Genomic DNA, 24,355 nt, shown 5'->3' on the forward strand with positions numbered 1-24,355 from the left:
CCGTGGCCGCTCCGCGGGTCGGCGCCCCGTCGCCGGCCCGGAGGCGGCGTCGTCGGGGGCGGCCCGCCGGGCGAGGTCCGCCCCGTCGCCCACGGAGAGCCCGTCACCCCTTCGGCGTAGCCTCGGACCATGCCGATCCGAGCCGTCCTGTGGGACATCGACGACACGATCTTCGACTACGCCGGGGCCGACCGCACCGGCATGGAGCGGCACCTCCTGGCAGAGGGCCTGGCCGGGGCCCACGAGTCCGTCGACCAGGCCCTCGCCCGCTGGAAGGAGCTCACCCGGATCCACTGGCGGCGCTTCGAGGCCGGCGGGGTGGACTTCGAGGCCCAGCGACGCGACCGGGTCCGGGACTTCCTCGGGGCACCGACCATGAGCGATGCCCGGGCGGAGGAGTGGTTCGCCCGCTACGTCACCCACTACGAGGCCGCCTGGCAGCTGTTCCCCGACACCGTGCCGGTGCTGGACCGGCTGGCGACGGGGTTCCGGCACGGTGTGCTCTCGAACTCCTCCCTCCGCAACCAGCACCGCAAGCTCACCCTGCTGGGCGTGCGCGACCGTTTCGAGGCGGTCGTGTGCGCGGCCGAGCTGGGTGTCGCCAAGCCCCAGGCCGCCGCCTTCCACGCCGCCTGCGAGGCCCTCCGGCTGCCGCCGGAGGAGGTGGCGTACGTCGGCGACCACCCGGACATCGACGCGGAGGGGGCCGTCGCCGCCGGTCTGACCGGCATCTGGCTCGACCGCGGCGGGCTGGGGGGCAGGCCGGAGCTGATCCGGATCACCGGTCTCGCGGAGCTGCCCGCTCTGCTGCGGGCGGATACCCGTTTTGGAGCGCCGTCCTCCTTCAGGTAATGTTCTTCCTGCGCCGAGGGGATCGGGCCGAAAGGCCGGAACCGGAAGCGCACAACCTGAACAAAACCCCCCTAGGGGGGTTGAGTTTTGGTGGCCTATGGTGTAATTGGCAGCACGACTGATTCTGGTTCAGTTAGTCTAGGTTCGAGTCCTGGTAGGCCAGCTCGCAGAGCTCATCTGCAAAGCCCCCGTTGTGTAGCGGCCTAGCACGCTGCCCTCTCAAGGCAGTAGCGCCGGTTCGAATCCGGTCGGGGGTACAGATCCTTCCCGCGAGATCGCCCGGGTCGCTCCCGGCGGTCTCGTAGTGACAAACACCCGGCTTTCGTCGGGTGGGGATCGCCCAGGGCCCCCGTTGTGTAGCGGCCTAGCACGCCGCCCTCTCAAGGCGGTAGCGCCGGTTCGAATCCGGTCGGGGGTACCAACTGGTCTAAACCACCAGTGGCCTATGGTGTAATTGGCAGCACGACTGATTCTGGTTCAGTTAGTCTTGGTTCGAGTCCAGGTAGGCCAGCTGATCCGCTTCGATGGATCAAGATCTTGCCCCCGTTGTGTAGCGGCCTAGCACGCCGCCCTCTCAAGGCGGTAGCGCCGGTTCGAATCCGGTCGGGGGTACGTGACGAAGAGGCCCTCCCCAGTAGGGGAGGGCCTCTTCGCGTGTACGGCGCGGTCTCCGCTCCGCGGTCAGCCGAAGCGCCGGTTCGACTCCTCGGCCTGGGCCAGCCTGCGCAGGCCGAGCAGTACCGGCTCGTAGAGCACGGTCACCGCCACCGCCGCCTCCACCTGCTCCTCCCCGGGTTCGTACCCCTCCACCAAGTCCAGGTCGGCGACGGCGAGTTCGGCCGCGCTCCGGGCGTACGGCAGCAGTTGTCCGACGTCGCAGGGGTATCCGAGGCGGACCATCGTGGCGATCCCGGAGACCACCATCCGGTAGGCGGGCGACTGTGCGCCGGCCTCCGCGCCGAAGGTCCAGCCCAGTTGCTCCAGCAGCGCGTCCGCGGCGCGGCGGGCCGTGTCCGTGGCCGGGTCGTCCTCGTCGGGCTCGGTGCCGTGCGGGATGGCCCAGACTGCCGCGCCGAGCCGTGCATGGGGATCCAGGCCGTCGTCGGCGACGGCCTCCAGCACCTCGCGCGCGGTCGCCACCGGCATCCGGCCGACCTGGATCAGCGCGCGGACGAGGCGGAGGCGGCGCAGATGCCCCTCGTCGTACTCGGCCTGCGTGGCGCTGAGCCGCCGGCCGGGCGGGAGCAGCCGCTCACGCAGGTAGTACTTGATCGTCGGTATCGGCACCCCGCTGCGATCGCTGAGCTCCGCGAGCCTCATGCACTTGCGCCCTTCCTTGGAGAGTGTCACTATCCAATCATGGATAGCGGAACTATCCAATCGGCGTCCAAGGGGGAACAGCGATGGGCAGCACACCGATCCAGGGCCGTATGACCGCAGACGCGCAAGGCGACGTCGTCGTCTTCCTCATCGGGATGCGCATCAACAGCTTCCGTTCGGTGCGGAGTTGGTGGCCGGTGTTCCGGGCCATGCCGCGCATGCTGAAGGAGCTGTCGAAGGACGAGGGCAGCGGGCTGCTCGGCTACCAGTTGCTGCTGGGCGGCCCGCGGGTCCTCTACACGGTCCAGTACTGGGACAGCAAGGAGAAGCTCTTCGCCTACGCGACGGCACAGGACAAGGCGCACCGCCCGGCCTGGGCGGCGTTCAACCGGCGGATGCGCGAGGGCCGGGGCGGGGTCGGCTTCTGGCACGAGACGTACATCGTCCCGGCGGGCTCGTACGAGAACGTCTACGTGAACATGCCCGCGTTCGGTCTGGGCTCGGCGAGCGGTGTCGTCCCGGTCGCCCACCGTGGCGACCGGGCGGCTGAACGCCTGCGCTCGGCCTGATCGCGGGTCGCCGGGGGAGTCCCGAACGCGGTGGGAGGGGCTCCCGGAGGATCCCCTCCCACGGGCATGAGCGAGCCGTGCCCGTGTCCGGGGGCGCGGCGTCGGCGGTCGGGACGGCGTCCCTCGCGCGGGGTCAGCCCGAGCGGCGGAGGGCGTCGGAGAGGCGGCCCGCCGCGTCGATGACCGCCTGCGCGTGCATCCGGCCCGGGTGCCGGGTCAGACGCTCGATCGGTCCGGAGACCGAGACGGCGGCGACGACCCGGTTCGACGGGCCGCGCACCGGGGCCGAGACGGAGGCGACGCCCGGCTCGCGCTCACCGATCGACTGCGCCCAGCCCCGGCGCCGTACGCCGGACAGCGCCGTCGCCGTGAAACGGGCGCCCTGCAGACCGCGGTGCAGCCGCTCCGGCTCCTCCCAGGCCATCAGGATCTGCGCCGAGGAACCGGCCTTCATCGTGAGGGTGGAGCCGACGGGTACCGTGTCCCGCAGTCCGGACAGCCGCTCGGCGGCCGCCACGCAGATGCGCATGTCTCCCTGCCGGCGGTAGAGCTGCGCGCTCTCGCCCGTCACATCGCGCAGATGCGTCAGCACCGGCCCCGCCGTGGCCAGCAGCCGGTCCTCGCCCGCCGCGGCGGCGAGCTCCGCCAGGCGCGGGCCCAGGATGAAGCGGCCCTGCATGTCCCTCGCCACCATCCGGTGGTGTTCCAGAGCCACGGCGAGGCGATGTGCCGTGGGTCGTGCGAGCCCTGTCGCCGCGACCAGCCCGGCGAGGGTGGCCGGACCGGACTCCAGGGCGCTCAGTACCAGAGCTGCCTTGTCGAGAACGCCGACGCCGCTAGAGTTGTCCATGCAACGATACTCACGTCTCACTCTGTGAAACGCAAGTTCAAATTCTCCGAGAAGTTGCGACTCTGGATGTGCGGCCGCACAAGGGCCCGCGCTCTCCGCCCGGACCGACATGCGGACGGCGGCGCAATCGATCTCTAGTTGGTGCCCGGCGACGCTGCCGGGCCGGAGGGAAAGCGATGGGTAGGACACTCGCGGAGAAGGTCTGGGACGATCATGTCGTCCGGCGCGCCGAGGGCGAGCCCGATCTCCTCTTCATCGATCTCCACCTGCTGCACGAGGTGACGAGCCCGCAGGCGTTCGACGGTCTTCGTCAGAACGGGCGGCGGGTGCGGCGGCTGGATCTCACCATCGCGACCGAGGACCACAACACCCCGACCCTGGACATCGACAAGCCGATCGCGGACCCGGTCTCGCGTGCGCAGCTGGAGACGTTGCGGAAGAACTGTGCGGAGTTCGGGGTGCGGCTGCATCCGCTGGGGGACGTGGAGCAGGGCGTGGTCCATGTGGTGGGGCCGCAGCTGGGGCTGACCCAGCCGGGCACCACGGTGGTGTGCGGTGACTCCCACACCTCCACCCACGGCGCGTTCGGCGCGCTGGCGTTCGGGATCGGCACCTCCCAGGTCGAGCACGTCCTGGCCACCCAGACCCTGCCGATGGCCCGCCCGAGGACCATGGCGATCACCGTCGAGGGGAACCTGCCCGACGGCGTCACCGCCAAGGACCTCATCCTGGCCATCATCGCCAGGATCGGCACCGGCGGCGGCCAGGGCTACATCCTGGAGTACCGCGGCAGCGCCATCGAGCAGCTCTCGATGGAAGCCCGCATGACCATCTGCAACATGTCCATCGAAGCCGGCGCCCGCGCGGGCATGATCGCCCCCGACCAGACCACCTTCGACTACCTCAAGGGACGCGACCACGCCCCCACCGGCGAGGACTGGGACGCCGCGGTCGCCTACTGGAAGACCCTGCGCACCGACGACGACGCCGTCTTCGACGCCGAGGTGTTCATCGACGCCGCCGAACTGGCCCCGTTCGTCACCTGGGGCACCAACCCCGGCCAGGGCGCACCCCTGTCCGCACACGTCCCCGACCCCGCATCGTACGAGGACGCATCGGAACGCACCGCGGCCGAAAAGGCCCTGGAATACATGGGGTTGACCGCCGGACAGGCCCTGCGCGACATCAAGGTCGACACCGTCTTCGTAGGCTCCTGCACCAACGGCCGTATCGAGGACCTCCGCGCCGCCGCCTCGATCCTCCAGGGCCGCAAAGTCACCGACGGCGTACGGATGCTCGTCGTCCCCGGCTCCGTCCGCGTCGCCCTCCAGGCCGTCGAGGAAGGCCTCGACAAGGTCTTCAAGGAAGCCGGCGCCGAATGGCGACACGCGGGCTGCTCGATGTGCCTGGGCATGAACCCCGACCAGCTCGCCCCCGGCGAACGCTCCGCCTCCACCTCCAACCGCAACTTCGAAGGCCGCCAGGGCAAGGGCGGACGCACCCACCTCGTCTCCCCCCAGGTCGCCGCCGCCACCGCCGTCCTCGGCCACCTCGCCTCACCCGCCGACCTCACCGACCAGCCCGCCACCCCCACGCCCGCCGGAGTCTGACCATGGAAGCCTTCACCACCCACACCGGCCGGGCCGTCCCACTGCGCCGCAGCAACGTCGACACCGACCAGATCATCCCCGCCCACTGGCTCAAGAAGGTCACCCGCGACGGCTTCGAGGACGGCCTGTTCGAGGCCTGGCGCAAGAACACCGACTTCATCCTCAACCAGCCCGAACGCCACGGCGCCACCGTCCTGGTCGCCGGCCCCGACTTCGGCACCGGCTCCTCCCGCGAACACGCCGTCTGGGCCCTGCAGAACTACGGCTTCAAAACCGTCATCTCCTCCCGCTTCGCCGACATCTTCCGCGGCAACTCCCTCAAGAACGGCCTCCTCACCGTCGTCCTCCCCCAGGACACCGTCGACCGCCTCTGGGAACTCACCGAAACCGACCCGACCACCGAAGTCACCGTCGACCTCGAACAACGCCAGGTCCGCGCCCCCGGCATCACCGCCGACTTCGAACTCGACGAGAACGCCCGATGGCGACTCCTCAACGGCCTCGACGACATCAGCCTCACCCTTCAGAACGAAGCCGACATCGCCACCTACGAAGCAACCAGACCCACCCACAAACCCCGCACGATTGAGGTCTGAGCAGCGGTTTTCCCGTACTGCGCCCCCCACCGTCCGGTGGGGGGCGCAGTCGCATGTTGAGGCCCTGTGGGGCGACAACTCGCCCCAGATGGCACAATCGGTGCATGGAACGCGACAGCCAACTCGAGCTCTACGAGGCGGTCGCGGCTCGACTCAAGGAAGCACACACAAGGGTGCGCGAACTGCAAGTTCCGGAGAGCGTGCGGATGGCGCTGTCCCGGAAGCTGCTGGCAGTGACGGCCGTGGCGAAGCACGATCTCGCAGACGCCGCAAGGCGCCTGGACCGGTTGATGAAGGACCTCGACGAAGGTCGATTCCCCCAAGGTGACTGACCACCCGGCGACCGGGTCGATATGCGGCGCGGTCGCGTGGCCGCGACGGTCGACTTCGTTGCGGCACTAGGGTGATTAGCCCGTTTCGTGTTTGATTTGCGGTATATATCTGCCTAACGTGCGAAATAGCTTGAACAGTTTCGTTCCGGCGATGTCTCCGAAGGGGAAGACGTGAACAAGGCGCAGCTCGTAGAAGCGATTGCCGACAAGATGGGCGGCCGGCAGCAGGCCGCCGAAGCTGTCGACGCGGTCCTCGACGCGATCGTCCGCGCGGTTGTCGGCGGCGACCGGGTTTCGGTCACCGGCTTCGGCTCGTTCGAGAAGGTGGACCGCCCGGCCCGCTACGCCCGCAACCCGCAGACGGGCGAGCGCGTACGGGTCAAGAAGACCTCGGTGCCGCGGTTCCGCGCGGGCCAGGGCTTCAAGGACCTGGTGAGCGGCACGAAGAAGCTCCCCAGGGGCGGCGAAGTGTCCGTCAAGAAGGCTCCGAAGGGCAGCCTCCAGATGGGCACCGCAGCGAAGAAGGCCGCCGCGAAGAAGGCGACCGCCAAGAAGGCGGCGGCGAAGAAGACCACGGCCAAGAAGACCACGGCCGCGAAGAAGACGACGGCGGCGAAGAAGACCACCGCCAAGAAGACCACCGCGGCGGCGAAGAAGACGGCCGCGAAGAAGACGGCGGCGGCGAAGAAGACCGCTCCCGCCAAGAAGGCCACGGCCAAGAAGGCGCCGGCGAAGAAGGCCACCGCGCGCAAGACGACCGCCAAGAAGGCCACCGCCCGCAAGAAGTAAGCGGCGCACCAGTTCAGGGCCACTCACGCGACGGGCCGGACTCCCCCAGGGGGAGCCCGGCCCGCGGCGTTCGTTCTCCCGATCGCCGCCCCGACCGCGTTCGTCCGGACCGTTTCCCGGTCCGTGACGGTCACAGGGTCTGCAGGGTCACCAGGGTGATCCGGAGGGCGTCGCCCTCGCCGTCGGTCTCGATGCGCACCCGCTGGCCCGGGCGCAGCAGCCGCAGCCCCCCGGCGTCGAACGCCGCGGTGTCGAAGTCCACCGGAGTCCCGTCGTCGAGCAGCACACTCCCGCTGCGGGTCGTTGGGTCGTACGTGTACGCGGTCGCCTGCATGCCCCGAGCCTATCCGGCGCCGACGGTGGGCGTTCCGCCCCGGCCCGGGCCCGGTTCACCGCCGCCGCGGCCGCCCTGCCACAGGGAGGCGGCCGGCGTCCCGGAGCCCCAGGCGGTGGGTGCCGTCGCGCACCGGGCGGCGGTCCGCGGGCCGACTCCCAGCGCGAGGGCGGCCCGCAGATCGTCCCCGGTGTCCACGTCGCGACGTATCGACTCCACCCCGTCCAATTCGATTTCCGCGGCCCCCGAGGCCAAATGCCGGCGCCGCGAGCGCCCGCCGAATGCGGGCCGCAATTCCGTGCCGGGGGCGGCCGACAGGAATGTCGTCCCAATTCCGGCGGCGTCCGCGAGGAAAGCACGGGGAAATTTCCGGGCCGTGGCGAGCACCCGTTCCAATTCGTCGGGGCGCAGCGCCGGGAGGTCCGCGTTGAGCGCCGCCACCGCCGCTGCCGGCCGCAGCGCGCGTACCTCGGCGGCCCCGTGGGCCAGCGCCGCGTTGAGTCCCGCTCCCGGAGCGTCCGGGACGACACGCGCGCCGAGGGCCGTCAGCTCCGCCGTCGCCAGCGGATCGTCAGTGACGACCACCACATCACGCACCGTGCGGCAGGACAGCGCCCGGGAGACCGTGTCCTGTGCGAAGGCGAGCGCGAACCGCGGGCGCATCGCACCACCCGTGGCCTCCGACAACCTGCTCTTGGCCAGCGCGAGCGGTTTGAGGGGGACGACCAGTGACCACTGCACCGGCCCATTGTCACCCGCGATCACGACCGCCCGGCGACCCGGCGTCGGGGGCGGGGCGTACGGTGTTCTCGACAGACCAGGGGCCCGGGGCGACACTTGACCCCCAGCAGCCGGGCACCAGCCGGGCAGCAGTCAGGTCCAAAGAGGAAGGTGTCCGAGTGTCCCGCCGCAGAATCGGCTTCTGGTACCGCCTTGCTGCGGTCATCGCGAAACCGCCGCTGGTGGTTCTGTTCAAGCGGGACTGGCGGGGAATGGAGCACATTCCGGTCGACGGAGGATTCATCACCGCGGTGAATCACAACTCCTACCTGGATCCGCTCTCCTACGCGCACTACCAGTACAACACCGGACGGGTCCCGCGCTTCCTGGCAAAGGCCGGTCTCTTCAAGGGCTCCTTCGTGGGCACGATGCTGCGCGGCACCGGCCAGATCCCCGTCTACCGGGAGACGACGAACGCCCTCGACGCGTTCCGCGCCGCCGTCGACGCCATCGAGCGCGGCGAGTGCGTCGCGTTCTACCCCGAGGGCACGCTGACCCGGGACCCCGAGATGTGGCCGATGGCCGGCAAGACCGGCGCCGCGCGCGTCGCGCTCCTCACCAAGGCCCCGGTCATTCCGGTGGCCCAGTGGGGCGCCAACCTGGCGATGCCGCCGTACGCCAAGGAGAACAAGCTGCGGCTGTTCCCCCGGAAGACCCTGATCGTGCAGGCGGGGCCGCCCGTGGACCTCGACCGGTTCCACGGCAAGGAGCCCACCCCCGACGTCCTGCGCGAGGCCACCGAGGTCATCATGGCCGCGATCACCGCCCAGCTGGAGGAGATCCGCGGCGAGAAGGCGCCCGCCGAGCCGTACGACCACCGCCACGCGCGGGCCGAACAGCGGCGCAAGGCCGCCGGGGAGGGGACCAAGTGACTCGTTCCGTCAAGGCAGCCGTCTTCGGCACCGGCTCCTGGGGCACGGCGTTCTCCATGGTCCTCGCCGACGCCGGCTGCGAGGTGACCATGTGGGGCCGCCGCGCCGGGCTCGTGGACGCCATCAACGGCACCCGCACCAACCCCGACTACCTGCCGGGAGTCCGGCTCCCCGAGGCGGTCCGGGCCACCACCGACCCCGCCGAGGCCGCCCGCGACGCCGACTTCACCGTCCTCGTCGTCCCCTCCCAGACCCTGCGTGCCAACCTCACGGAATGGGCGCCGCTGCTGGCCCCCGACACCGTGCTCGTCTCCCTGATGAAGGGCGTCGAACTCGGCACCGCCAAGCGGATGAGCGAGGTCATCGAGGAGGTCGTCGCCAAGGCGCCCGCCGGCGGCGCCCCTGACGAGGTCCGGGGGAGGGTCGCCGTCCTCACCGGGCCCAACCTGGCCAAGGAGATCGCCGACCGCCAGCCTGCGGCCGCGGTCGTGGCGTGCGCCGACGAGGAGGTCGCCCGGCGTCTCCAGTCCGCCTGCATGACCCCGTACTTCCGCGCCTACACCAACACCGACGTCGTCGGCTGCGAACTCGGCGGCGCGGTGAAGAACGTGATCGGCCTGGCCGTCGGCATCGCGGACGGCATGGGCCTGGGCGACAACTCCAAGGCCACCCTCATCACCCGGGGACTCGCCGAGACGACCCGCCTCGGACTCGCCATGGGCGCCGACCCGATGACGTTCTCGGGCCTCGCCGGCCTCGGCGACCTCGTGGCCACCTGCTCGTCCCCGCTCTCCCGGAACCACACCTTCGGCACCAACCTCGGCCGCGGGATGACGCTCCAGGAGACCATCGCCGCGACCAAGCAGACGGCCGAGGGCGTCAAGTCCTGCGAGTCCGTCCTGGATCTGGCCCGCCGGCACGGTGTCGACATGCCCATCACCGAGACCGTCGTCTCGATCGTCCACGAGGGCAAGCCGCCGGTCGTGGCGCTCAAGGAACTGATGTCGCGCAGCGCCAAGCCCGAGCGCCACTGACGGCCGGCGACCGGAGGGCAGTCTTCCGTTCGGTGGCCGCGCGCCCCTTCGACCCGGCGGAGGCGCAGGGTACGCTCGTCGCGATATGAGCGAGAACCAGTCCCAGAGCACCGGCCTTGCCCCCACCAGCGGTGAGGCGCTCCGCAAGCCGCGCGTCGCGGTCGTCTTCGGCGGCCGAAGCTCCGAGCACGCGATCTCCGTCGTGACGGCCGGCGCCGTACTGCGTGCCATCGACCGCACCAAGTACGACGTCCTGCCCATCGGCATCACGGCGGACGGCCGCTGGGCGCTGACGGCCGACGAGCCCGACCGGATGGCCATCGCGGACCGGCGGCTGCCGTCCGTGGCCGACCTCGCCGAATCGGCAGAGGGCGGCGTCGTCCTCTCCGTCGACCCGGCCAACCGCGAGGTCGTCTACAGCGAGCCGGGCTCCGTGCCCAAGGCGCTCGGCGAGGTCGACGTCGTCTTCCCCATGCTGCACGGCCCGTACGGCGAGGACGGCACGCTCCAGGGCCTGCTCGAACTGGCCGGCGTCCCGTACGTGGGAGCCGGCGTCCTCGCCTCGGCCGTCGGCCAGGACAAGGAGTACATGAAGCGGGTCTTCGTCTCCTTCGGCCTGCCGGTCGGCCCGTACACGGTGGTCAGGCCCCGTGAGTGGGAGCAGGATCCGTCCGCCGCCCGCAAGAAGATCATCGACTTCGCCGGCGAGCACGGCTGGCCGCTGTTCGTGAAGCCGGCCCGCGCCGGTTCCTCGATCGGCATCACCAAGGTCGACGACCTCGCGGGACTGGACGAGGCCGTCGAGGAGGCACAGCGGCACGACCCGAAGATCATCGTGGAGGCGCTGCTGCGCGGCCGCGAGATCGAGTGCGGTGTGCTGGAGTTCGAGGACGGCCCCCGTGCCAGCGTGCCGGCCGAGATCCCGCCCGTGTCCTCGCACGACTTCTACGACTTCGAGGCCAAGTACATCGACTCGGCCACCGGACTCGTGCCCGCGCCGCTCACCGACGAGGAGACCGCCGAGGTGCAGCGGCTCGCCGTCGAGGCGTTCGAGGCCGCGTCCTGCGAGGGGCTGGTCCGCGCGGACTTCTTCCTCACCGAGGCGGGCGAGTTCGTGATCAACGAGATCAACACCATGCCGGGCTTCACGCCCATCTCGATGTACCCGCGCATGTGGCAGGAGTCCGGGGTCGACTACGCGGAGCTCGTCGACCGTCTGATCCAGGCGGCACTGCGCCGCTCCACCGGCCTGCGCTGAGCCCGCCCCCGGCCTCCCCGCTCCTCGCGCACCGCGCCGGGAGCGGGGAGCCCGGGGATCCTGGTTCCGGGGACCTACGGGGTCTGTGTGAAGCGCGGCGGGACGGTCCTGGCGACCGGTCCCGCCAGATCCGTCAGCGGCCCCATGTCCGTGAACCGGTCCGACAGCGTCACCTCGACGTACGTCCTGCGGTACGTGGTGGTGAACCGGGCGCCGTCCTCCAGTTCCTCGGAGTACCAGTCCACGCCGTTCACCTCCACGCCGTCCGCCTTCTCGCTCTGCAGCCCCGCGGGGCGGGGGACTCCGCAGCGCAGTACGATCGCGGCGTCCCCCCACCCGGCGGTCAGCTCGGAACGGGGCTCGGGGTCCCGGCGGCTCTCACCGGCCACCGACTCCGGCAGCGCCTCGTGCAGCGCCAGGCACAGGGCCTTCTCCTCGGCGGGGGGAGCGGGAACCGTGCTCGACTGCGGGGCGTCCGTGGAGGAGCAGCCCGCGGCGGCCAGCAGCGCGGCGGCGAGGGGCAGGAACGGAAGCCGGCGGTGAGTCATCACCGGCCAAGCGTAGACGGGGGCTAGAGGTGCACGACGGGGCAGGTGAGCGTACGGGTGATGCCGTCCACTTGCTGGACCTTGGCGACCACCATGCGGCCCAGCTCGTCGACGGTGTCGGCCTGGGCGCGCACGATCACGTCGTAGGGACCCGTCACGTCCTCGGCCTGGATCACTCCCGGGATCTTGGAGATGGTGTCGGCGACCGTCGACGCCTTGCCCACCTCGGTCTGAATGAGGATGTACGCCTGTACCACGGAACCTCCAGGGCGGCCACGAGGATCATGTGGGGAGAAGGGACGCCACGGTATCGCGTCGCCGCGGGCCGCGGGGAGACCCGCGCGTTCCGGGGCGTGCGCAGCGTGGCGTACCGGGCACAGAAGTTGACGGCCGACGGGGCCTACTCGACGGTACCCACAGCGGTGACGGCTCGCGACCGCACGAAGAACAGGTGGGCCGGGCCGTCCGGCGGCACCGCTGCGACGAAGGGCATGACGAGATGAAGGGCACTGTGGGCGAGCTGGGGGAGTTCGGGCTCATCAGGGAGCTCACCTCCAGGCTCACCTCCACTCCCGCGGTCCGCCTCGGACCCGGCGACGACGCCGCGGTCGTGGCCGCACCCGACCGCAGGGTCGTGGCCAGCACCGACCTCCTGCTGGAGGGACGGCACTTCCGGCGCGACTGGTCCACCGCCTACGACGTCGGCCGCAAGGCGGCCGCGCAGAACCTCGCCGACATCGCCGCCATGGGTGCCGTGCCGACCGCGCTGCTGCTCGGCCTCGTCGTCCCCGCCGATCTCCCGGTCACCTGGGCCACCGAGCTGATGGACGGCATCCGCGACGAGTGCCAGGTCGCCGGAGCGGCGGTCGTCGGCGGCGACGTCGTCCGCGGCGACACGATCACCCTCGCGATCACCGCCCTCGGCGATCTGCGCAACCACGACCCGGTCACCAGGGCCGGGGCGCAGCCCGGCGATGTCGTCGCGTACACGGGCTGGTTGGGCTGGTCCGCGGCCGGACATGCGGTCCTCTCCCGCGGGTTCCGCTCGCCGCGCGCGTTCGTCGAGGCGCACCGGCGTCCCGAACCGCCGTACCACGCGGGACCGGCGGCCGCGGGACTCGGCGCCACCGCGATGACCGACGTCAGCGACGGCCTCGTCGCCGACCTCGGTCACATCGCCGAGGCCAGCAAGGTCCGCATCGACCTGCGGTCCGGACTCATCGACATCCCCTCGCAGATGAACGACATCGGCCAGGCCGTCGGCGTCGACCCCCTCCAGTGGGTGCTCAGCGGCGGCGAGGACCACGCGATCGTCGCCACCTTCCCGCCGGACGCGAAGCTGCCCGCCCGCTGGAAGGTGATCGGCGAGGTGCTCAACCCGTCGGCGCTGCCCCAGGTGACCGTCGACGGGGCACCCTGGACGAGCAAGGGCGGCTGGGACCACTTCGGGGAGGGCGCGTGACGCGGCAGGCGCCGCCGCGGGTGCTCACCGTCGCCGGGTCCGACTCCGGCGGCGGCGCCGGCATCCAGGCGGATCTCAAGACCATGCTCGCCCTCGGCGTGCACGGGATGAGCGTCGTCACGGCCGTCACCGCGCAGAACTCCCTCGGTGTGCAGGGAGCCTGGGAACTGCCGGTCGAGGCGGTGCGGGCCCAGTACCGGAGCGTCGTCGACGACATCGGCGTCCAGGCCGTCAAGACCGGGATGCTCGCCTCGGCCGAACTCGTCGAGGCCGTCGCGGATCTGCTGTCCGGCACGGAGGCCCCCGTGGTCGTCGACCCGGTCGGCGTCTCCAAGCACGGCGACTCCCTGCTCGCCGCCTCCGCGCTGGAGTCCGTCCGTACGAGGCTCCTGCCGACGGCCACGGTCGCGACCCCCAACCTCGACGAGGTGGTCCAGCTCACCGGCGTACGCGTGGAGAGCGAGACCGACCTGCGCCGTGCCGCGGACGCGCTGCTCGCGCTCGGGCCGCGCTGGGCGCTGATCAAGGGCGGTCATCTCGCCGGGGACGCGGTGGACCTGCTCACCGACGGCACGGCGACGCACTGGCTGCGCGCCCCGCGGCACGACAACCGGCACACGCACGGCACGGGCTGCACCCTCGCCTCGGCCGTCGCGGCGGAACTCGCCAAGGGGCGGGACGTCCCGGAGGCCGTCTCGGCCGCCAAGGTCTACGTGACGGGGGCGATCGCCGCGGGCTTCGCGCTCGGCGGCGGGATCGGGCCCGTCGACCACGCCTGGGAACGGCACCGGCCGGACCGCTGATGACGCCCGGGCCGGCGGGGCGACCTGTCGGCCCGCGGACTGCGCCGTGAACGGCGAAAGCCGGCCCACCAGAGGTGGACCGGCTTTCAAGGCAACCGAAGGGCTGCGCTACGACAAAGCGTCGGCGGGATCATCCCCGCACGAACGCGGGGAGCATCACTTAGCGCGAGACCTTGCCGGCCTTGATGCACGAGGTGCAGACGTTGAGCCGCTTCGGCGTCCGACCGACCACGGCACGCACGCGCTGGATGTTCGGGTTCCAGCGACGGGACGTACGGCGGTGCGAGTGGGAGATGTTGTTGCCGAAGCCCGGCCCCTTGCCGCAGACGTCGCAGTTGGCAGCCACGGGTCACTCCAAAGACTTCAGATGCACTTACAGTGAAATCCGGCGTGCCGGAATCAGTGGTCTGAAGTGGCTTGCCGGGGGAATGGCCCGATTTTCATCGGGCAACCGGAGCAGCATACAACGGCTGCGCCCGTAGAACGAAACTACCACGGTCGCCCACGCCCCCGACCCGGCCCCGGGCCCTGCCCGGGTCTACCCTGCGGTGCAGCCCAGCCTCCCCGCCCACGTCCGCCCCCGCGGTGTGGAGGGACCGCCGAAGGAGGACCTCGTTGCCCCAGCCCCTCGATGCCCTGGCGGTCCGCACCTGGTGCTCACTCGCTCTGGACGCGTTGGGCCGGGAGCGCGAGGAGATCGACGCGATCAACGTCTATCCGGTCGCGGACGGTGACACCGGCACCAACCTCTATCTGACCGTCGAGTCGGCGGCCACCGCCGTGGAGGCGGTGTTCGCGGCGTACGAGACCGGCTCGGCCGCCCCCGCGCTCGCCGACACCGTGCGGGCCATGGCCCACGGGGCGCTGATCGGGGCGAGGGGCAACTCGGGGACGATCCTGGCGCAGTTGCTGCGGGGCATGGCCGAGGTGCTCGGGGAGGGGGGCGGCGGGGCCGCCAGGGCGCTCCGGCGGGCCGCGGAGTCGGCCCGCGAGGCGGTGGCGCACCCCGTGGAGGGCACGATCCTGAGCGTCGCCTCCGCCGCCGCGCAGGCCGCGTTCGGCACGGCGCCCGGCGACGACGCGGCGGCCGTCGCCGCCGCCTACGCGGGCGCGCGCCGGGCTCTCGAGGAGACTCCGGGGCAACTCGACGTGCTGAGCCGGGCGGGAGTCGTGGACGCCGGCGGACAGGGCCTGGTGGCGGTGCTGGGCGCCCTGGCCGAGGCGGTGACGGGGGAGGCGTCGGTGCGACCCGCCGTACGGCCCCATCCTGCCGTGACGACGGCCGCCGAACCGTGCGCCGACGGAGGCCCGGCCTTCGAGGTGATCTACCTCCTGGAGGCCGACGACACCGCCGTGGCGCGGCTGCGGTCCCGGCTCGACGCGCTCGGTGACTCGCTGGTCGTGGTCGGCGGGGACGGTCTGTGGAACGTCCATGTGCACGTCGACGACGCGGGCGCCGCCGTGGAGGCCGGAGTGGAGGCGGGCCGGCCGTACCGGATCCGGATCACCCACTTCGCGGCGGCCGAGCATCCCGGACCGCGCGAGCGGGTCCAGCGGGCCGTCGTCGCCGTGGTGCCGGGGGAGGGGCTGGCCGGGCTGTGCTCGGAGGCAGGCGCGACCACGGTGCTCGCACGCCCGGGTGAACCGCCCGCCAGCGGTGAACTCGTCGACGCGATCCGGCGGGCGCACGCCCGTGAGGTCGTGCTCCTCCCGAACGACGCCGAACTGCGGCACACCGCGGCCGCGGCGGCAGAACAGGCCCGCACCGAGGGCGTCCGCGTCGCCCTCATCCCGACCCGCTCGGCGGTCCAGGGCATCGCCGCGCTCGCCGTCCACGAGCCCGACCGCCGCTTCGACGAGGACGTCGTCGCCATGACCTCGGCGGCGGGCGCGACGCGCTACGGCGAACTGGCCGTCGCCGAACGGCAGTCCTTCACATCCGCCGGTGTCTGCCAGGCAGGGGACGTGCTGGGGCTCATCGAGGGCGATGTGGCGGTGATCGGCGCGGATCTCGCCACCACCGCCGAAACGGTTCTGGACCGCATGCTGTCGGCGGGCGGTGAACTCGTCACCCTGGTCCTCCCCGAGGACGCCCCGCCGGAGCTGGGCGACCGGCTGGAGGCGCACGTGCGGGCGGGATACCTGGCGGTGGACACGGTGATCTACCACGGGGGCGCGGGCGCACCGCTCCTCGTCGGCGTGGAGTGACCGCCCCGGCGCGGACGGTGGCGGCGAACGGCCCGTGAGGTCCGGCTCCCCTCCGGGACGGCCGCGGTACTCGCCCACGACGTCCCCGTGCACGACGTCCCCGCGCACGGGGAGATACGCGCCGTTCCCGCGGGCACACGACGGTTGTCGGCGCGGTGGTGTGCAATGGACCGCGTGCTGGACGAACCGCTGACCAAGACGCTCGGCCCCGCGACCGCCAAGGTCATGGCCGAGAACCTCGACCTGCGTACCGTCGGTGATCTGCTGCACCACTACCCGCGCAGGTACGAGGAGCGCGGACAGCTGACCCGGCTCGCCGAGCTCCCGCTGGACGAACACGTCACCGTGGTCGCCCAGGTCGCCGACGCCCGCGTGCTCACGTTCAACGGAGGACGCGGCCGGCGGCTCGAGGTCACGATCACCGACGGCAGCGGACGGCTGCAGCTCGTGTTCTTCGGGCGCGGCATCCACCGGCCCCACAAGGACCTGCTGCCCGGCACCCGGGCCATGTTCGCGGGCAAGGTCTCGATGTTCAACCGCAAGCTGCAGCTCGCCCATCCCACGTACGAACGGCTCGACGCCGACAGCGGCGAGGGGGCGGTCAGCGCCTTCGCCGGAAAGCTCATCCCGATCTACCCGGCCTGCAAGGGCCTGGAGTCCTGGAAGATCGCCAAGGCCGTCGACGCCGTCCTGCCGCACGCGACGGAGGCCGTGGACCCGCTCCCGGCCGCACTGCGCGAGGGCCGCGGTTTCGTCCCCCTCCCGCAGGCCCTGCTCAAGATCCACCGTCCGCAGACCAAGGCCGACGTCGAGGACGCGAGGCAGCGCCTCAAGTGGGACGAGGCCTTCGTTCTCCAAGTCGCCCTCGCCCGGCGGCGGTACGCGGACGCGCAGCTCCCCGCCGTCGCCCGCCGACCGGTGCCGGACGGGCTGCTGGACGCCTTCGACGCGCGGCTGCCGTTCACCCTCACCGAGGGCCAGCGGAAGGTCTCCGCAGAGATCTTCGGCGATCTGGCCACCGAGCACCCCATGCACCGGCTGCTCCAGGGCGAAGTGGGCAGCGGGAAGACCATGGTCGCCCTGCGCGCGATGCTCACCGTCGTCGACGCGGGAGGGCAGGCGGCGTTGCTCGCGCCCACCGAGGTCCTCGCCCAGCAGCACCACCGGTCGGTCGTCGAGATGATGGGAGACCTCGCCGAGGGCGGGATGCTCGGCGGCGCCGAGCGGGCCACCAAGGTCGTGCTGCTCACCGGCTCCATGGGCGCCGCCGCCCGCCGGCAGGCCCTGCTCGACCTGGTCACCGGCGAGGCGGGCATCGTCATCGGCACCCACGCACTGATCGAGGACAAGGTGCAGTTCCACGACCTGGGCCTGGTCGTCGTGGACGAGCAGCACCGTTTCGGCGTCGAGCAGCGCGACGCCCTGCGCGGCAAGGGCAAGCAGCCGCCGCACCTGCTGGTCATGACCGCCACTCCGATCCCCCGCACGGTCGCGATGACGGTGTTCGGCGACCTGGAGACGTCCGTGCTGGACCAGCTGCCGGCGGGGCGTTCGCCGATCGCGTCGCACGTGGTCCCCGCCGCGGACAAGCCGCACTTCCTGGCACGCGCCTGGGAGCGGGTGCGGGAGGAGGTCGAGGGCGGCCACCAGGCGTACGTCGTCTGTCCGCGGATCGGCGACGACCTCGACCAGGCCGCCCAGCCGGCCGGGGCGCGGCGGACGTCGCCGGAGGACGAGGCCGAGAAGCGGCCGCCGCTGGCCGTGCTGGACGTGGCCGGGCAGCTGACGGCCGGTCCGCTCAAGGGCCTGCGCGTGGAGGTGCTGCACGGCCGCATGGCGCCGGACGACAAGGACGACGTGATGCGCCGCTTCGCCGCGGGCGAGGTGGACGTGCTCGTCGCCACGACCGTGATCGAGGTCGGGGTGAACGTGCCGAACGCCACCGCCATGGTGATCATGGACGCCGACCGCTTCGGCGTCTCCCAGCTCCACCAGCTGCGCGGCCGCGTCGGCCGCGGCTCGGCCCCCGGGCTCTGCCTGCTCGTCACGGAGATGCCCGAGGCGAGCCCGGCGCGCGGCCGGCTCGCCGCGGTCGCCGCCACCCTGGACGGCTTCGAGCTCTCCCGGATCGACCTCGAACAGCGCCGCGAGGGCGACGTGCTGGGCCAGGCCCAGTCCGGGGTGCGCTCCTCGCTGCGGGTCCTCGCGGTCATCGAGGACGAGGAGATCATCGCCGCGGCCCGCGACGAGGCGGTGTCCGTCGTCACCGCCGACCCGGACCTGGAGGGACTCCCGGAGCTGCGGACGGCGCTGGACGCGCTGCTGGACAAGGACCGCGAGCAGTACCTGGACAAGGGCTGAGCGGGACGGGCCCCCCGCCCGGCCGCGCCGTCTCCCCGCCGGGTCCGGGACGGGCGGGCTCCGCGGTCCCGCGGAGCCCATATCGTGGAGGTGACCGGATCGGTCCGATCGCCCCGACCAGAGCCGATCGAGCCGATCGAGCCCCGTCTTCCGCGAAGGACCCAGATGACCCGCGTGATCGCCGGTGCGGCCGGCGGACGCCGCCTGGCCGTGCCGCCGGGCAACGGCACCCGCCCCACCTCCGACCGGGCGCGCGAAGGCCTGTTCTCCACCTGGGAGTCGCTGCTCGGCACCCTCGTGGGAGTGCGCGTGGCGGATCTGTACGCGGGCTCGGGCGCCGTGGGCCTGGAGGCGCTGTCCCGCGGCGCGTCCCACGCCCTGCTCGTCGAGGCCGACACCCGCGCCGCCCGCACGGTCCGGGAGAACGTCCGGACCCTGGCCCTGCCCGGGGCCGAGGTCCGCACCGGCCGGGCCGAGCAGATCGTCCAGGGGCCCCCGCCGGCGGACCCCTACGACGTCGTGTTCCTCGACCCGCCGTACGCCGTCACGGACGACGATCTTCGCGAGATTCTCCTCACACTCCGCTCGGAGGGCTGGCTCGCGGAGGACGCCCTCGTCACCGTTGAGCGCAGCACGAGGGGCGGAGAGTTCGCCTGGCCCGAGGGGATCGAGCCGCTGCGGGCCCGTCGCTACGGCGAGGGGACGCTTTGGTACGGTCGCGCCGCCTCTACGTGCGAAGACGCACCATGACCGGACCGGAGAGCGAGGGACTTCAGTTGCGCCGCGCCGTCTGTCCGGGGTCGTTCGACCCCATCACCAATGGACACCTCGACATCATCGCCCGCGCCTCCAAGCTGTACGACGTCGTGCACGTCGTGGTGATGATCAACCAGTCCAAGCAGGGACTGTTCACGGTCGACGAGCGGATCGAACTGATCCGCGAGGTCACCGCCGAGTACGGCAACGTCGAGGTCGAGGCCTACCACGGCCTGCTCGTCGACTACTGCAAGGAGCGGGACATCCCCGCCATCGTCAAGGGCCTGCGTGCGGTCAGCGACTTCGACTACGAGCTGCAGATGGCCCAGATGAACAACGGCCTGTCGGGCGTCGAGACGCTCTTCGTGCCCACCAGCCCGACCTACAGCTTCCTCTCGTCCTCGCTGGTCAAGGAAGTCGCGGCCTGGGGCGGGGACGTCTCGCACCTGGTGCCGCCGGCCGTCCTCGCGGCGCTGACCGAACGACTTCCCGGGAAGTGACGCGGCGGACGGCACGGAGGGCCGCGTCCTGACGTGCCGTCATCCGGTGTCGGACCGGCGCCGACTGGCCGTACAGTCGTTGCGTCCGGCTCAAAAACGGCTGTAGTGACTGTAGAGAGTGGCGAGCACACGGTGGACGTGCAGAAGAAGCTCGACGAGATCGTCGAGGCGGTCGGGAGCGCCCGGTCCATGCCCATGTCGGCCTCCTGCGTGGTCAACCGCGCCGAGCTGCTCGCCATGCTCGAAGAGGTGCGGGAGGCGCTGCCCGGCTCGCTCGCCCAGGCCCAGGAGCTGATCGGCGACCGGGAGCAGATGGTCGAGCAGGCCCGCCAGGAGGCCGAGCGGATCATCCAGGCCGCCCACTCCGAGCGCGGCTCCCTGGTCTCCGGCACCCACATCGCCCGGCAGTCCCAGGAGGAGGCCGACCGGATCCTCGCCGATGCCCGCCGGGAGGCCGAGGAGATCCGCGCCGAGGCCGACGACTACGTCGACTCCAAGCTCGCCAACTTCGAGGTGGTCCTGAACAAGACCATCGGCTCCGTCGACCGGGGCCGCGAGAAGCTGCTCGGCCGCGGCCACCACCAGGGCGACCAGGGGTACGTCGACCCCGCCGACGACGACGCCCCCGAGTACAGCGCGGACCCGCAGACCCTGATCCAGCGCGCGGACGACTACGTGGACGCCAAGCTGAGCGCCTTCGAGGCGGTGCTCTCCAAGACGCTGGAGGCCGTCGGCAGGGGCCGCCAGAAGCTGCACGGACGGATCGCGACGGACGAACTCGGCGCGCACATGGCCGCGCAGGAAGCCGCCGGCACCGCGCAGCACACCAGCGACGCCGACTATCTCGCCGGGCTCGCGGAGCTGGCGGACCCGCGGCCGCAGGTTCAGCAGCCGCAGACCCCGCAGCCGCAGATCCCGGCGCAGGCCGACCCGTACGGCTACCAGCCCGCGGCGGCCCAGGCCCAGCCGCAGGACATGTACGCGTACCAGCAGGACCCGTACGCCGGGGGCTACGGACAGCAGCAGGGCTACGACCCCGCGTACGCCCAGGGGTACGGCCAGGACCCGTACGCCGGGAGCTACGGGACCCAGCAGCAGCCGGAGCATCCGCAGCAAGCCCCTCAGGGCCACGTCCAGCCCGCGTCGCTGGACGAGACGAGCTTCTTCGACACCGGCATGATCGACATGGATCAGCTGCGGCGCTACGAGCAGGGCCGCTGATCCGGTACGGACCGGATTGGGCCTGGAGCGAACGGTCCAGTATCCTGGCTCTTCGGTCGCGCGAGCGTGGAACGATGCTGCGCCGAATCGCGGCCCCCACACTCGATCCGAAAGCAGGAAGTGCCCTGAACGCCCGCCTCGACCACCGCAACCCCCTCGTGTTCGACACGCACGAGCTGGGTCGGCGGCCCGGTGCGCTCCAGAAGCTCTCCCGTACCGTTGCGGCGCCCGCCGCGCCGGCGGTCTTCGGTGTCGAAGGGGTCATCGGGGTGCCCGAGGGCGCGCCGGTGGAGCTGGAGCTCCGCCTCGAGTCCGTCATGGAAGGGGTGCTCGTCACAGGCACCGCCCGTGCCACGGCCGAGGGGGAGTGCGTAAGGTGTCTGGAGCCGCTGCGCCATGAGGTCGTGGCGGACTTCCAGGAGATGTTCTCGTACCCCGACGCCGACGACCGGGGCCGTGCCAAGGAGCCGGAGCCCGGCGACGACGCCGAGGGCGAGGACGTGATCTTCATCGAGGACGGACTGTTCGACCTCGAGCCCGTGCTGCGGGACGCGGTGGTGCTCGCACTGCCGATGCAGCCGGTGTGCCGGGAGGACTGTGCGGGACTGTGCTCCGAATGCGGGGCCGACCTGAACGCCGAACCGGACCACCACCACGACGCCGTCGACATCCGTTGGGCGGCACTGCAGGGACTCGCCGATTCACTCGGAACCGGTGAGAAGGACAAGAAGAGCGGCGACGCGCCTCGATCAGCACGCGTCGACGAGAAGCAGGAGAAGTAGCCGTGGCTGTTCCGAAGCGGAAGATGTCGCGCAGCAACACGCGCCACCGCCGGTCGCAGTGGAAGGCTGCGGTCCCCACCCTGGTTTCGTGTGAGCGTTGCCAGGAGCCGAAGCAGCAGCACATCGCGTGCCCGAGCTGCGGCACCTACAACAAGCGCCAGGTCCTCGAGGTCTGAGCGGCTGGTGAGAGGCACGATGTCTGAAAGCATCACTTCGGCCTCGTCCCACACGCTTCTGGAAGGGCGGCTCGGCTATCAGCTCGAGTCCGCCCTTCTGGTGCGCGCGCTGACCCACCGTTCGTACGCGTACGAGAACGGCGGTCTGCCCACCAACGAGCGGCTGGAGTTCCTCGGGGACTCCGTGCTCGGCCTGGTGGTCACGGACACGCTGTACCGCACCCACCCCGACCTGCCCGAGGGCCAGCTGGCCAAGCTGCGGGCCGCGGTGGTCAATTCGCGTGCGCTGGCGGAGGTCGGCCGTGGTCTCGATCTCGGGTCCTTCATTCGCCTCGGCCGGGGCGAAGAGGGCACGGGCGGACGGGACAAGGCGTCCATCCTCGCCGACACCCTGGAAGCGGTGATCGGCGCGGTCTATCTCGACCAGGGCCTCGACGCGGCGTCCGAGCTGGTGCACCGGCTCTTCGACCCGCTGATCGAGAAGTCCTCGAACCTCGGTGCCGGCCTGGACTGGAAGACCAGTCTCCAGGAGCTCACGGCGGCCGAGGGGCTCGGAGTGCCCGAGTACCTGGTCTCCGAGACGGGTCCGGACCACGAGAAGACCTTCACTGCTGCCGCCCGCGTCGGTGGTGTCTCGTACGGCACCGGCACCGGCCGCAGCAAGAAGGAAGCGGAGCAGCAGGCGGCGGAGTCCGCGTGGCGCGCGATCCGCGCCGCGGCCGACGAGCGCGCGGCGGCGGCGAAGGCCGCCGAAGCCGCCGAGGCCGCGGAGACCGAAGGGGTCGCCGACACCCCTTCACCCCGCGCCACCGCCTGACCGGTTCGCTTCCGGACCCCGCCGCGCCCCGCGCGGCGGGGTCCTTTCCTTCCCGCACCCTGCCGGCCGTCTTCCCACCTGGTCGTCGGCCGTCCGCCCGCTGCCGGCGGGGAACGGGCCCGCAGCCCGCTCCGAGGCGGCACGGAGGTACGCTGCGGGCGTCGAGTCGGTCCAGTTCCGGAGGAGATACGTGCCCGAGTTGCCCGAGGTGGAAGTCGTGCGGCGGGGACTCGAGCAGTGGGTCTCCGGGCGGACCGTGAGCGGTGTGGAGGTCCTGCACCCGCGGGCCGTGCGCCGGCACCTCGGCGGCGGGGACGACTTCGGGGCGAGGCTCCGGGGGCACCGGATCGGCACCGCCCGGCGGCGCGGGAAGTACCTCTGGCTGCCACTGGACGACGGCAGCGCCGTCCTCGGACACCTCGGCATGAGCGGGCAGCTTCTCGTCCAGCCGGAGGCGGCGGAGGACGAGAAGCACCTCCGGATCCGGATCCGCTTCGACGACGACCTCGGAACCGAACTCCGCTTCGTCGACCAGCGCACCTTCGGCGGTCTGTCGCTCCACGACACCACCCCGGACGGGCTGCCGGACGCCATCGCGCACATCGCCCGGGACCCCCTCGACCCCGAGTTCGACGACGCGGCCTTCCACACGGCACTCCGGCTGCGCCGGACGACGGTCAAGCGCGCCCTGCTCGACCAGTCCCTGATCAGCGGTGTCGGCAACATCTACGCCGACGAGGCCCTGTGGCGCGCCAGGCTCCACTACGACCGCCCCACGGCCGGTCTGACCCGCCCCCGGTCCGCCGAACTCCTCGGCCATGTACGGGACGTGATGAACGCCGCCCTCGCCGTCGGCGGCACCAGCTTCGACAGCCTCTACGTCAACGTGAACGGCGAGTCGGGGTACTTCGACCGGTCCCTCGACGCGTACGGGCGCGAGGACGAGCCCTGCCGCCGCTGCGGTACGGCGATGCGCCGCCGCCCCTGGATGAACCGCTCCAGCTACTTCTGCCCGCGCTGTCAGCGCCCGCCGCGGCCGGTCCGCTCGCTGCCGCGCGTCGCGTCGTAACGTCCGCGCGCGGCCAGCACCTGCGGCATCCGCTCCTCCACGAGACCGATCAGACCGAGCAGCCGCTCGGCGATCTCCCTCCCGAGCGGGGTGAGTTCGTAGTCGACCCGCGGCGGGTTGGTGGGCTGCGCGTCACGGTGGACGAGCCCGTCCCGCTCCAGCGCGTGCAGCGTCTGGGAGAGCATCTTCTCGCTGACCCCGTCGACGCGCCGCCGCAGCTCGTTGAAGCGGGAACCGCTCTCGTACAGCGCGCCCAGCGTCAGGCTGCCCCAGCGCCCGGTCACATGCTCCAGCGTGCCGCGCGACGGGCACTGCCGGTCGAACACGTCGAAGGCGATGGCGTCGTCCATGCGCGACACCCTACGCCCGGGAAGCGCTCACCCACAGGGAGCACTGTGCTCCGGAAAGCAGGAGGCGTTGGCCGTACGGGGCTGTCGGTGGCACGTACTAGCGTGC

The 24,355-nt window shown here is 71.5% G+C and carries 28 protein-coding genes and 5 tRNA genes; 25 read left to right on the plus strand and 8 right to left on the minus strand.

From position 1 onward, the window contains the following. Positions 1–129 precede the first annotated feature (129 nt). From QRN89_RS24855 to QRN89_RS24880, 6 genes are all read left to right on the plus strand, one after another. On the plus strand, positions 130–852 hold the full coding sequence (locus QRN89_RS24855; protein ID WP_290351595.1) for an HAD family hydrolase: 723 nt from the start codon (positions 130–132) through the stop codon (positions 850–852). 91 nt (positions 853–943) lie between these two features. Further along, positions 944–1,015: transfer RNA gene (locus QRN89_RS24860), tRNA-Gln, on the plus strand. A gap of 21 nt (positions 1,016–1,036) precedes the next feature. After that, positions 1,037–1,109 (plus strand) — tRNA-Glu (locus QRN89_RS24865). A gap of 88 nt (positions 1,110–1,197) precedes the next feature. Then, positions 1,198–1,273, plus strand: a tRNA-Glu gene (locus QRN89_RS24870). Positions 1,274–1,291: 18 nt separating this feature from the next. Then, positions 1,292–1,363, plus strand: a tRNA-Gln gene (locus QRN89_RS24875). Positions 1,364–1,391: 28 nt separating this feature from the next. Then, positions 1,392–1,464: transfer RNA gene (locus QRN89_RS24880), tRNA-Glu, on the plus strand. Positions 1,465–1,533: 69 nt separating this feature from the next. Here QRN89_RS24880 and QRN89_RS24885 read toward each other — a convergent pair. Next, on the minus strand, positions 1,534–2,172 hold the full coding sequence (locus tag QRN89_RS24885; RefSeq protein WP_290353851.1) for a MerR family transcriptional regulator: 639 nt from the start codon (positions 2,170–2,172) through the stop codon (positions 1,534–1,536). An 83-nt stretch (positions 2,173–2,255) separates the two neighbouring features. Between QRN89_RS24885 and QRN89_RS24890 the strand changes: the two genes are divergently transcribed. Further along, positions 2,256–2,741 (plus strand): DUF4188 domain-containing protein, encoded by a 486-nt coding sequence (locus QRN89_RS24890; RefSeq protein WP_290351596.1) that lies wholly within the window; start codon positions 2,256–2,258, stop codon positions 2,739–2,741. Between the two features lie 133 nt (positions 2,742–2,874). Here the strand turns inward: QRN89_RS24890 and ndgR are convergent, their stop codons facing one another. Continuing rightward, on the minus strand, positions 2,875–3,591 hold the full coding sequence (ndgR, locus tag QRN89_RS24895; protein WP_266383737.1) for an IclR family transcriptional regulator NdgR: 717 nt from the start codon (positions 3,589–3,591) through the stop codon (positions 2,875–2,877). A 176-nt stretch (positions 3,592–3,767) separates the two neighbouring features. Between ndgR and leuC the strand changes: the two genes are divergently transcribed. The 4 genes from leuC to QRN89_RS24915 all read left to right on the plus strand — a co-directional run bounded on the left by leuC (position 3,768) and on the right by QRN89_RS24915 (position 6,918). Beyond that, on the plus strand, positions 3,768–5,201 hold the full coding sequence (leuC, locus tag QRN89_RS24900; protein WP_290351406.1) for a 3-isopropylmalate dehydratase large subunit: 1,434 nt from the start codon (positions 3,768–3,770) through the stop codon (positions 5,199–5,201). A gap of 2 nt (positions 5,202–5,203) precedes the next feature. Next, complete coding sequence (gene leuD / locus QRN89_RS24905; RefSeq protein ID WP_290351597.1) at positions 5,204–5,797, plus strand: 3-isopropylmalate dehydratase small subunit; 594 nt, start codon at positions 5,204–5,206, stop codon at positions 5,795–5,797. Between the two features lie 104 nt (positions 5,798–5,901). Continuing rightward, positions 5,902–6,129 carry an SCO5555 family protein gene (locus QRN89_RS24910; RefSeq protein WP_290351598.1) on the plus strand — a complete coding sequence of 76 codons (228 nt, stop codon included), beginning with the start codon at positions 5,902–5,904 and terminating at the stop codon, positions 6,127–6,129. Positions 6,130–6,300: 171 nt separating this feature from the next. Further along, a complete protein-coding gene (locus tag QRN89_RS24915) occupies positions 6,301–6,918 on the plus strand; it encodes an HU family DNA-binding protein (protein ID WP_290351599.1) in 618 nt (205 codons plus the stop codon). Positions 6,919–7,048: 130 nt separating this feature from the next. Here QRN89_RS24915 and QRN89_RS24920 read toward each other — a convergent pair whose 3' ends face one another. Beyond that, positions 7,049–7,252: a hypothetical protein gene (locus QRN89_RS24920; protein WP_290351600.1), complete on the minus strand. Its 204-nt coding sequence runs from the start codon at positions 7,250–7,252 to the stop codon at positions 7,049–7,051. Between the two features lie 9 nt (positions 7,253–7,261). Next, positions 7,262–7,993: a 2-phospho-L-lactate guanylyltransferase gene (cofC, locus tag QRN89_RS24925; protein ID WP_290351601.1), complete on the minus strand. Its 732-nt coding sequence runs from the start codon at positions 7,991–7,993 to the stop codon at positions 7,262–7,264. Positions 7,994–8,151: 158 nt separating this feature from the next. On the opposite strand from cofC, the gene QRN89_RS24930 reads away from it, so the two are divergent. From QRN89_RS24930 to QRN89_RS24940, 3 genes are all read left to right on the plus strand, one after another. After that, entirely contained in the window at positions 8,152–8,904 is a 753-nt protein-coding gene (locus tag QRN89_RS24930; RefSeq protein WP_290351602.1) for a lysophospholipid acyltransferase family protein, read from the plus strand. Continuing rightward, on the plus strand, positions 8,901–9,938 hold the full coding sequence (locus tag QRN89_RS24935; protein ID WP_290351603.1) for an NAD(P)H-dependent glycerol-3-phosphate dehydrogenase: 1,038 nt from the start codon (positions 8,901–8,903) through the stop codon (positions 9,936–9,938). Before QRN89_RS24930 ends, QRN89_RS24935 begins: the two co-directional genes overlap by 4 nt. 85 nt (positions 9,939–10,023) lie before the next feature. Beyond that, entirely contained in the window at positions 10,024–11,196 is a 1,173-nt protein-coding gene (locus QRN89_RS24940) for a D-alanine--D-alanine ligase family protein (RefSeq protein ID WP_290351604.1), read from the plus strand. Positions 11,197–11,270: 74 nt separating this feature from the next. On the opposite strand, the gene QRN89_RS24945 is transcribed toward QRN89_RS24940, so the two are convergent. Next, on the minus strand, positions 11,271–11,744 hold the full coding sequence (locus tag QRN89_RS24945; protein ID WP_290353852.1) for a DUF3515 domain-containing protein: 474 nt from the start codon (positions 11,742–11,744) through the stop codon (positions 11,271–11,273). A 23-nt stretch (positions 11,745–11,767) separates the two neighbouring features. Then, positions 11,768–12,001, minus strand: a complete 234-nt coding sequence (locus QRN89_RS24950; RefSeq protein ID WP_017947604.1) for an Lrp/AsnC family transcriptional regulator — start codon at positions 11,999–12,001, stop codon at positions 11,768–11,770. A 242-nt stretch (positions 12,002–12,243) separates the two neighbouring features. Here QRN89_RS24950 and QRN89_RS24955 point away from each other — a divergent pair, with 242 nt between their 5' ends. Then, positions 12,244–13,206 (plus strand): thiamine-phosphate kinase, encoded by a 963-nt coding sequence (locus tag QRN89_RS24955; protein WP_290351605.1) that lies wholly within the window; start codon positions 12,244–12,246, stop codon positions 13,204–13,206. After that, complete coding sequence (gene thiD, locus QRN89_RS24960; RefSeq protein WP_290351606.1) at positions 13,203–14,009, plus strand: bifunctional hydroxymethylpyrimidine kinase/phosphomethylpyrimidine kinase; 807 nt, start codon at positions 13,203–13,205, stop codon at positions 14,007–14,009. Before QRN89_RS24955 ends, thiD begins: the two co-directional genes overlap by 4 nt. A 160-nt stretch (positions 14,010–14,169) precedes the next feature. Here the strand turns inward: thiD and rpmB are convergent, their stop codons facing one another. Further along, positions 14,170–14,355, minus strand: a complete 186-nt coding sequence (gene rpmB / locus QRN89_RS24965) for a 50S ribosomal protein L28 (protein WP_003957616.1) — start codon at positions 14,353–14,355, stop codon at positions 14,170–14,172. Between the two features lie 269 nt (positions 14,356–14,624). Between rpmB and QRN89_RS24970 the strand changes: the two genes are divergently transcribed. The 9 genes from QRN89_RS24970 to mutM all read left to right on the plus strand — a co-directional run bounded on the left by QRN89_RS24970 (position 14,625) and on the right by mutM (position 23,899). Beyond that, positions 14,625–16,217: a DAK2 domain-containing protein gene (locus QRN89_RS24970; RefSeq protein WP_290351607.1), complete on the plus strand. Its 1,593-nt coding sequence runs from the start codon at positions 14,625–14,627 to the stop codon at positions 16,215–16,217. 165 nt (positions 16,218–16,382) lie between these two features. Beyond that, complete coding sequence (gene recG / locus QRN89_RS24975) at positions 16,383–18,578, plus strand: ATP-dependent DNA helicase RecG (protein ID WP_290351608.1); 2,196 nt, start codon at positions 16,383–16,385, stop codon at positions 18,576–18,578. 165 nt (positions 18,579–18,743) lie between these two features. After that, a complete protein-coding gene (gene rsmD, locus QRN89_RS24980) occupies positions 18,744–19,328 on the plus strand; it encodes a 16S rRNA (guanine(966)-N(2))-methyltransferase RsmD (protein WP_290351609.1) in 585 nt (194 codons plus the stop codon). Next, complete coding sequence (gene coaD, locus QRN89_RS24985) at positions 19,325–19,834, plus strand: pantetheine-phosphate adenylyltransferase (protein ID WP_290351610.1); 510 nt, start codon at positions 19,325–19,327, stop codon at positions 19,832–19,834. The genes rsmD and coaD overlap by 4 nt, the downstream gene beginning before the upstream one ends. 132 nt (positions 19,835–19,966) lie before the next feature. After that, positions 19,967–21,055 carry a cell division initiation protein gene (locus QRN89_RS24990; protein WP_290353853.1) on the plus strand — a complete coding sequence of 363 codons (1,089 nt, stop codon included), beginning with the start codon at positions 19,967–19,969 and terminating at the stop codon, positions 21,053–21,055. A 74-nt stretch (positions 21,056–21,129) separates the two neighbouring features. Continuing rightward, a complete protein-coding gene (locus QRN89_RS24995; protein WP_290351611.1) occupies positions 21,130–21,837 on the plus strand; it encodes a YceD family protein in 708 nt (235 codons plus the stop codon). A 2-nt stretch (positions 21,838–21,839) separates the two neighbouring features. Further along, a complete protein-coding gene (gene rpmF, locus QRN89_RS25000; protein ID WP_026165248.1) occupies positions 21,840–22,013 on the plus strand; it encodes a 50S ribosomal protein L32 in 174 nt (57 codons plus the stop codon). Positions 22,014–22,032: 19 nt separating this feature from the next. Further along, a complete protein-coding gene (rnc, locus tag QRN89_RS25005; protein WP_290351612.1) occupies positions 22,033–22,830 on the plus strand; it encodes a ribonuclease III in 798 nt (265 codons plus the stop codon). A 190-nt stretch (positions 22,831–23,020) separates the two neighbouring features. After that, positions 23,021–23,899 (plus strand): bifunctional DNA-formamidopyrimidine glycosylase/DNA-(apurinic or apyrimidinic site) lyase, encoded by an 879-nt coding sequence (mutM, locus tag QRN89_RS25010; protein WP_290351613.1) that lies wholly within the window; start codon positions 23,021–23,023, stop codon positions 23,897–23,899. On the opposite strand, the gene QRN89_RS25015 is transcribed toward mutM, so the two are convergent. Continuing rightward, a complete protein-coding gene (locus QRN89_RS25015; RefSeq protein ID WP_290351614.1) occupies positions 23,851–24,249 on the minus strand; it encodes a winged helix-turn-helix transcriptional regulator in 399 nt (132 codons plus the stop codon). The genes mutM and QRN89_RS25015 overlap by 49 nt on opposite strands. Positions 24,250–24,355 lie beyond the last annotated feature (106 nt).

The sequence above is a fragment of the Streptomyces sp. HUAS CB01 genome (assembly GCF_030406905.1).
GTDB lineage: Bacteria > Actinomycetota > Actinomycetes > Streptomycetales > Streptomycetaceae > Streptomyces > Streptomyces chengbuensis.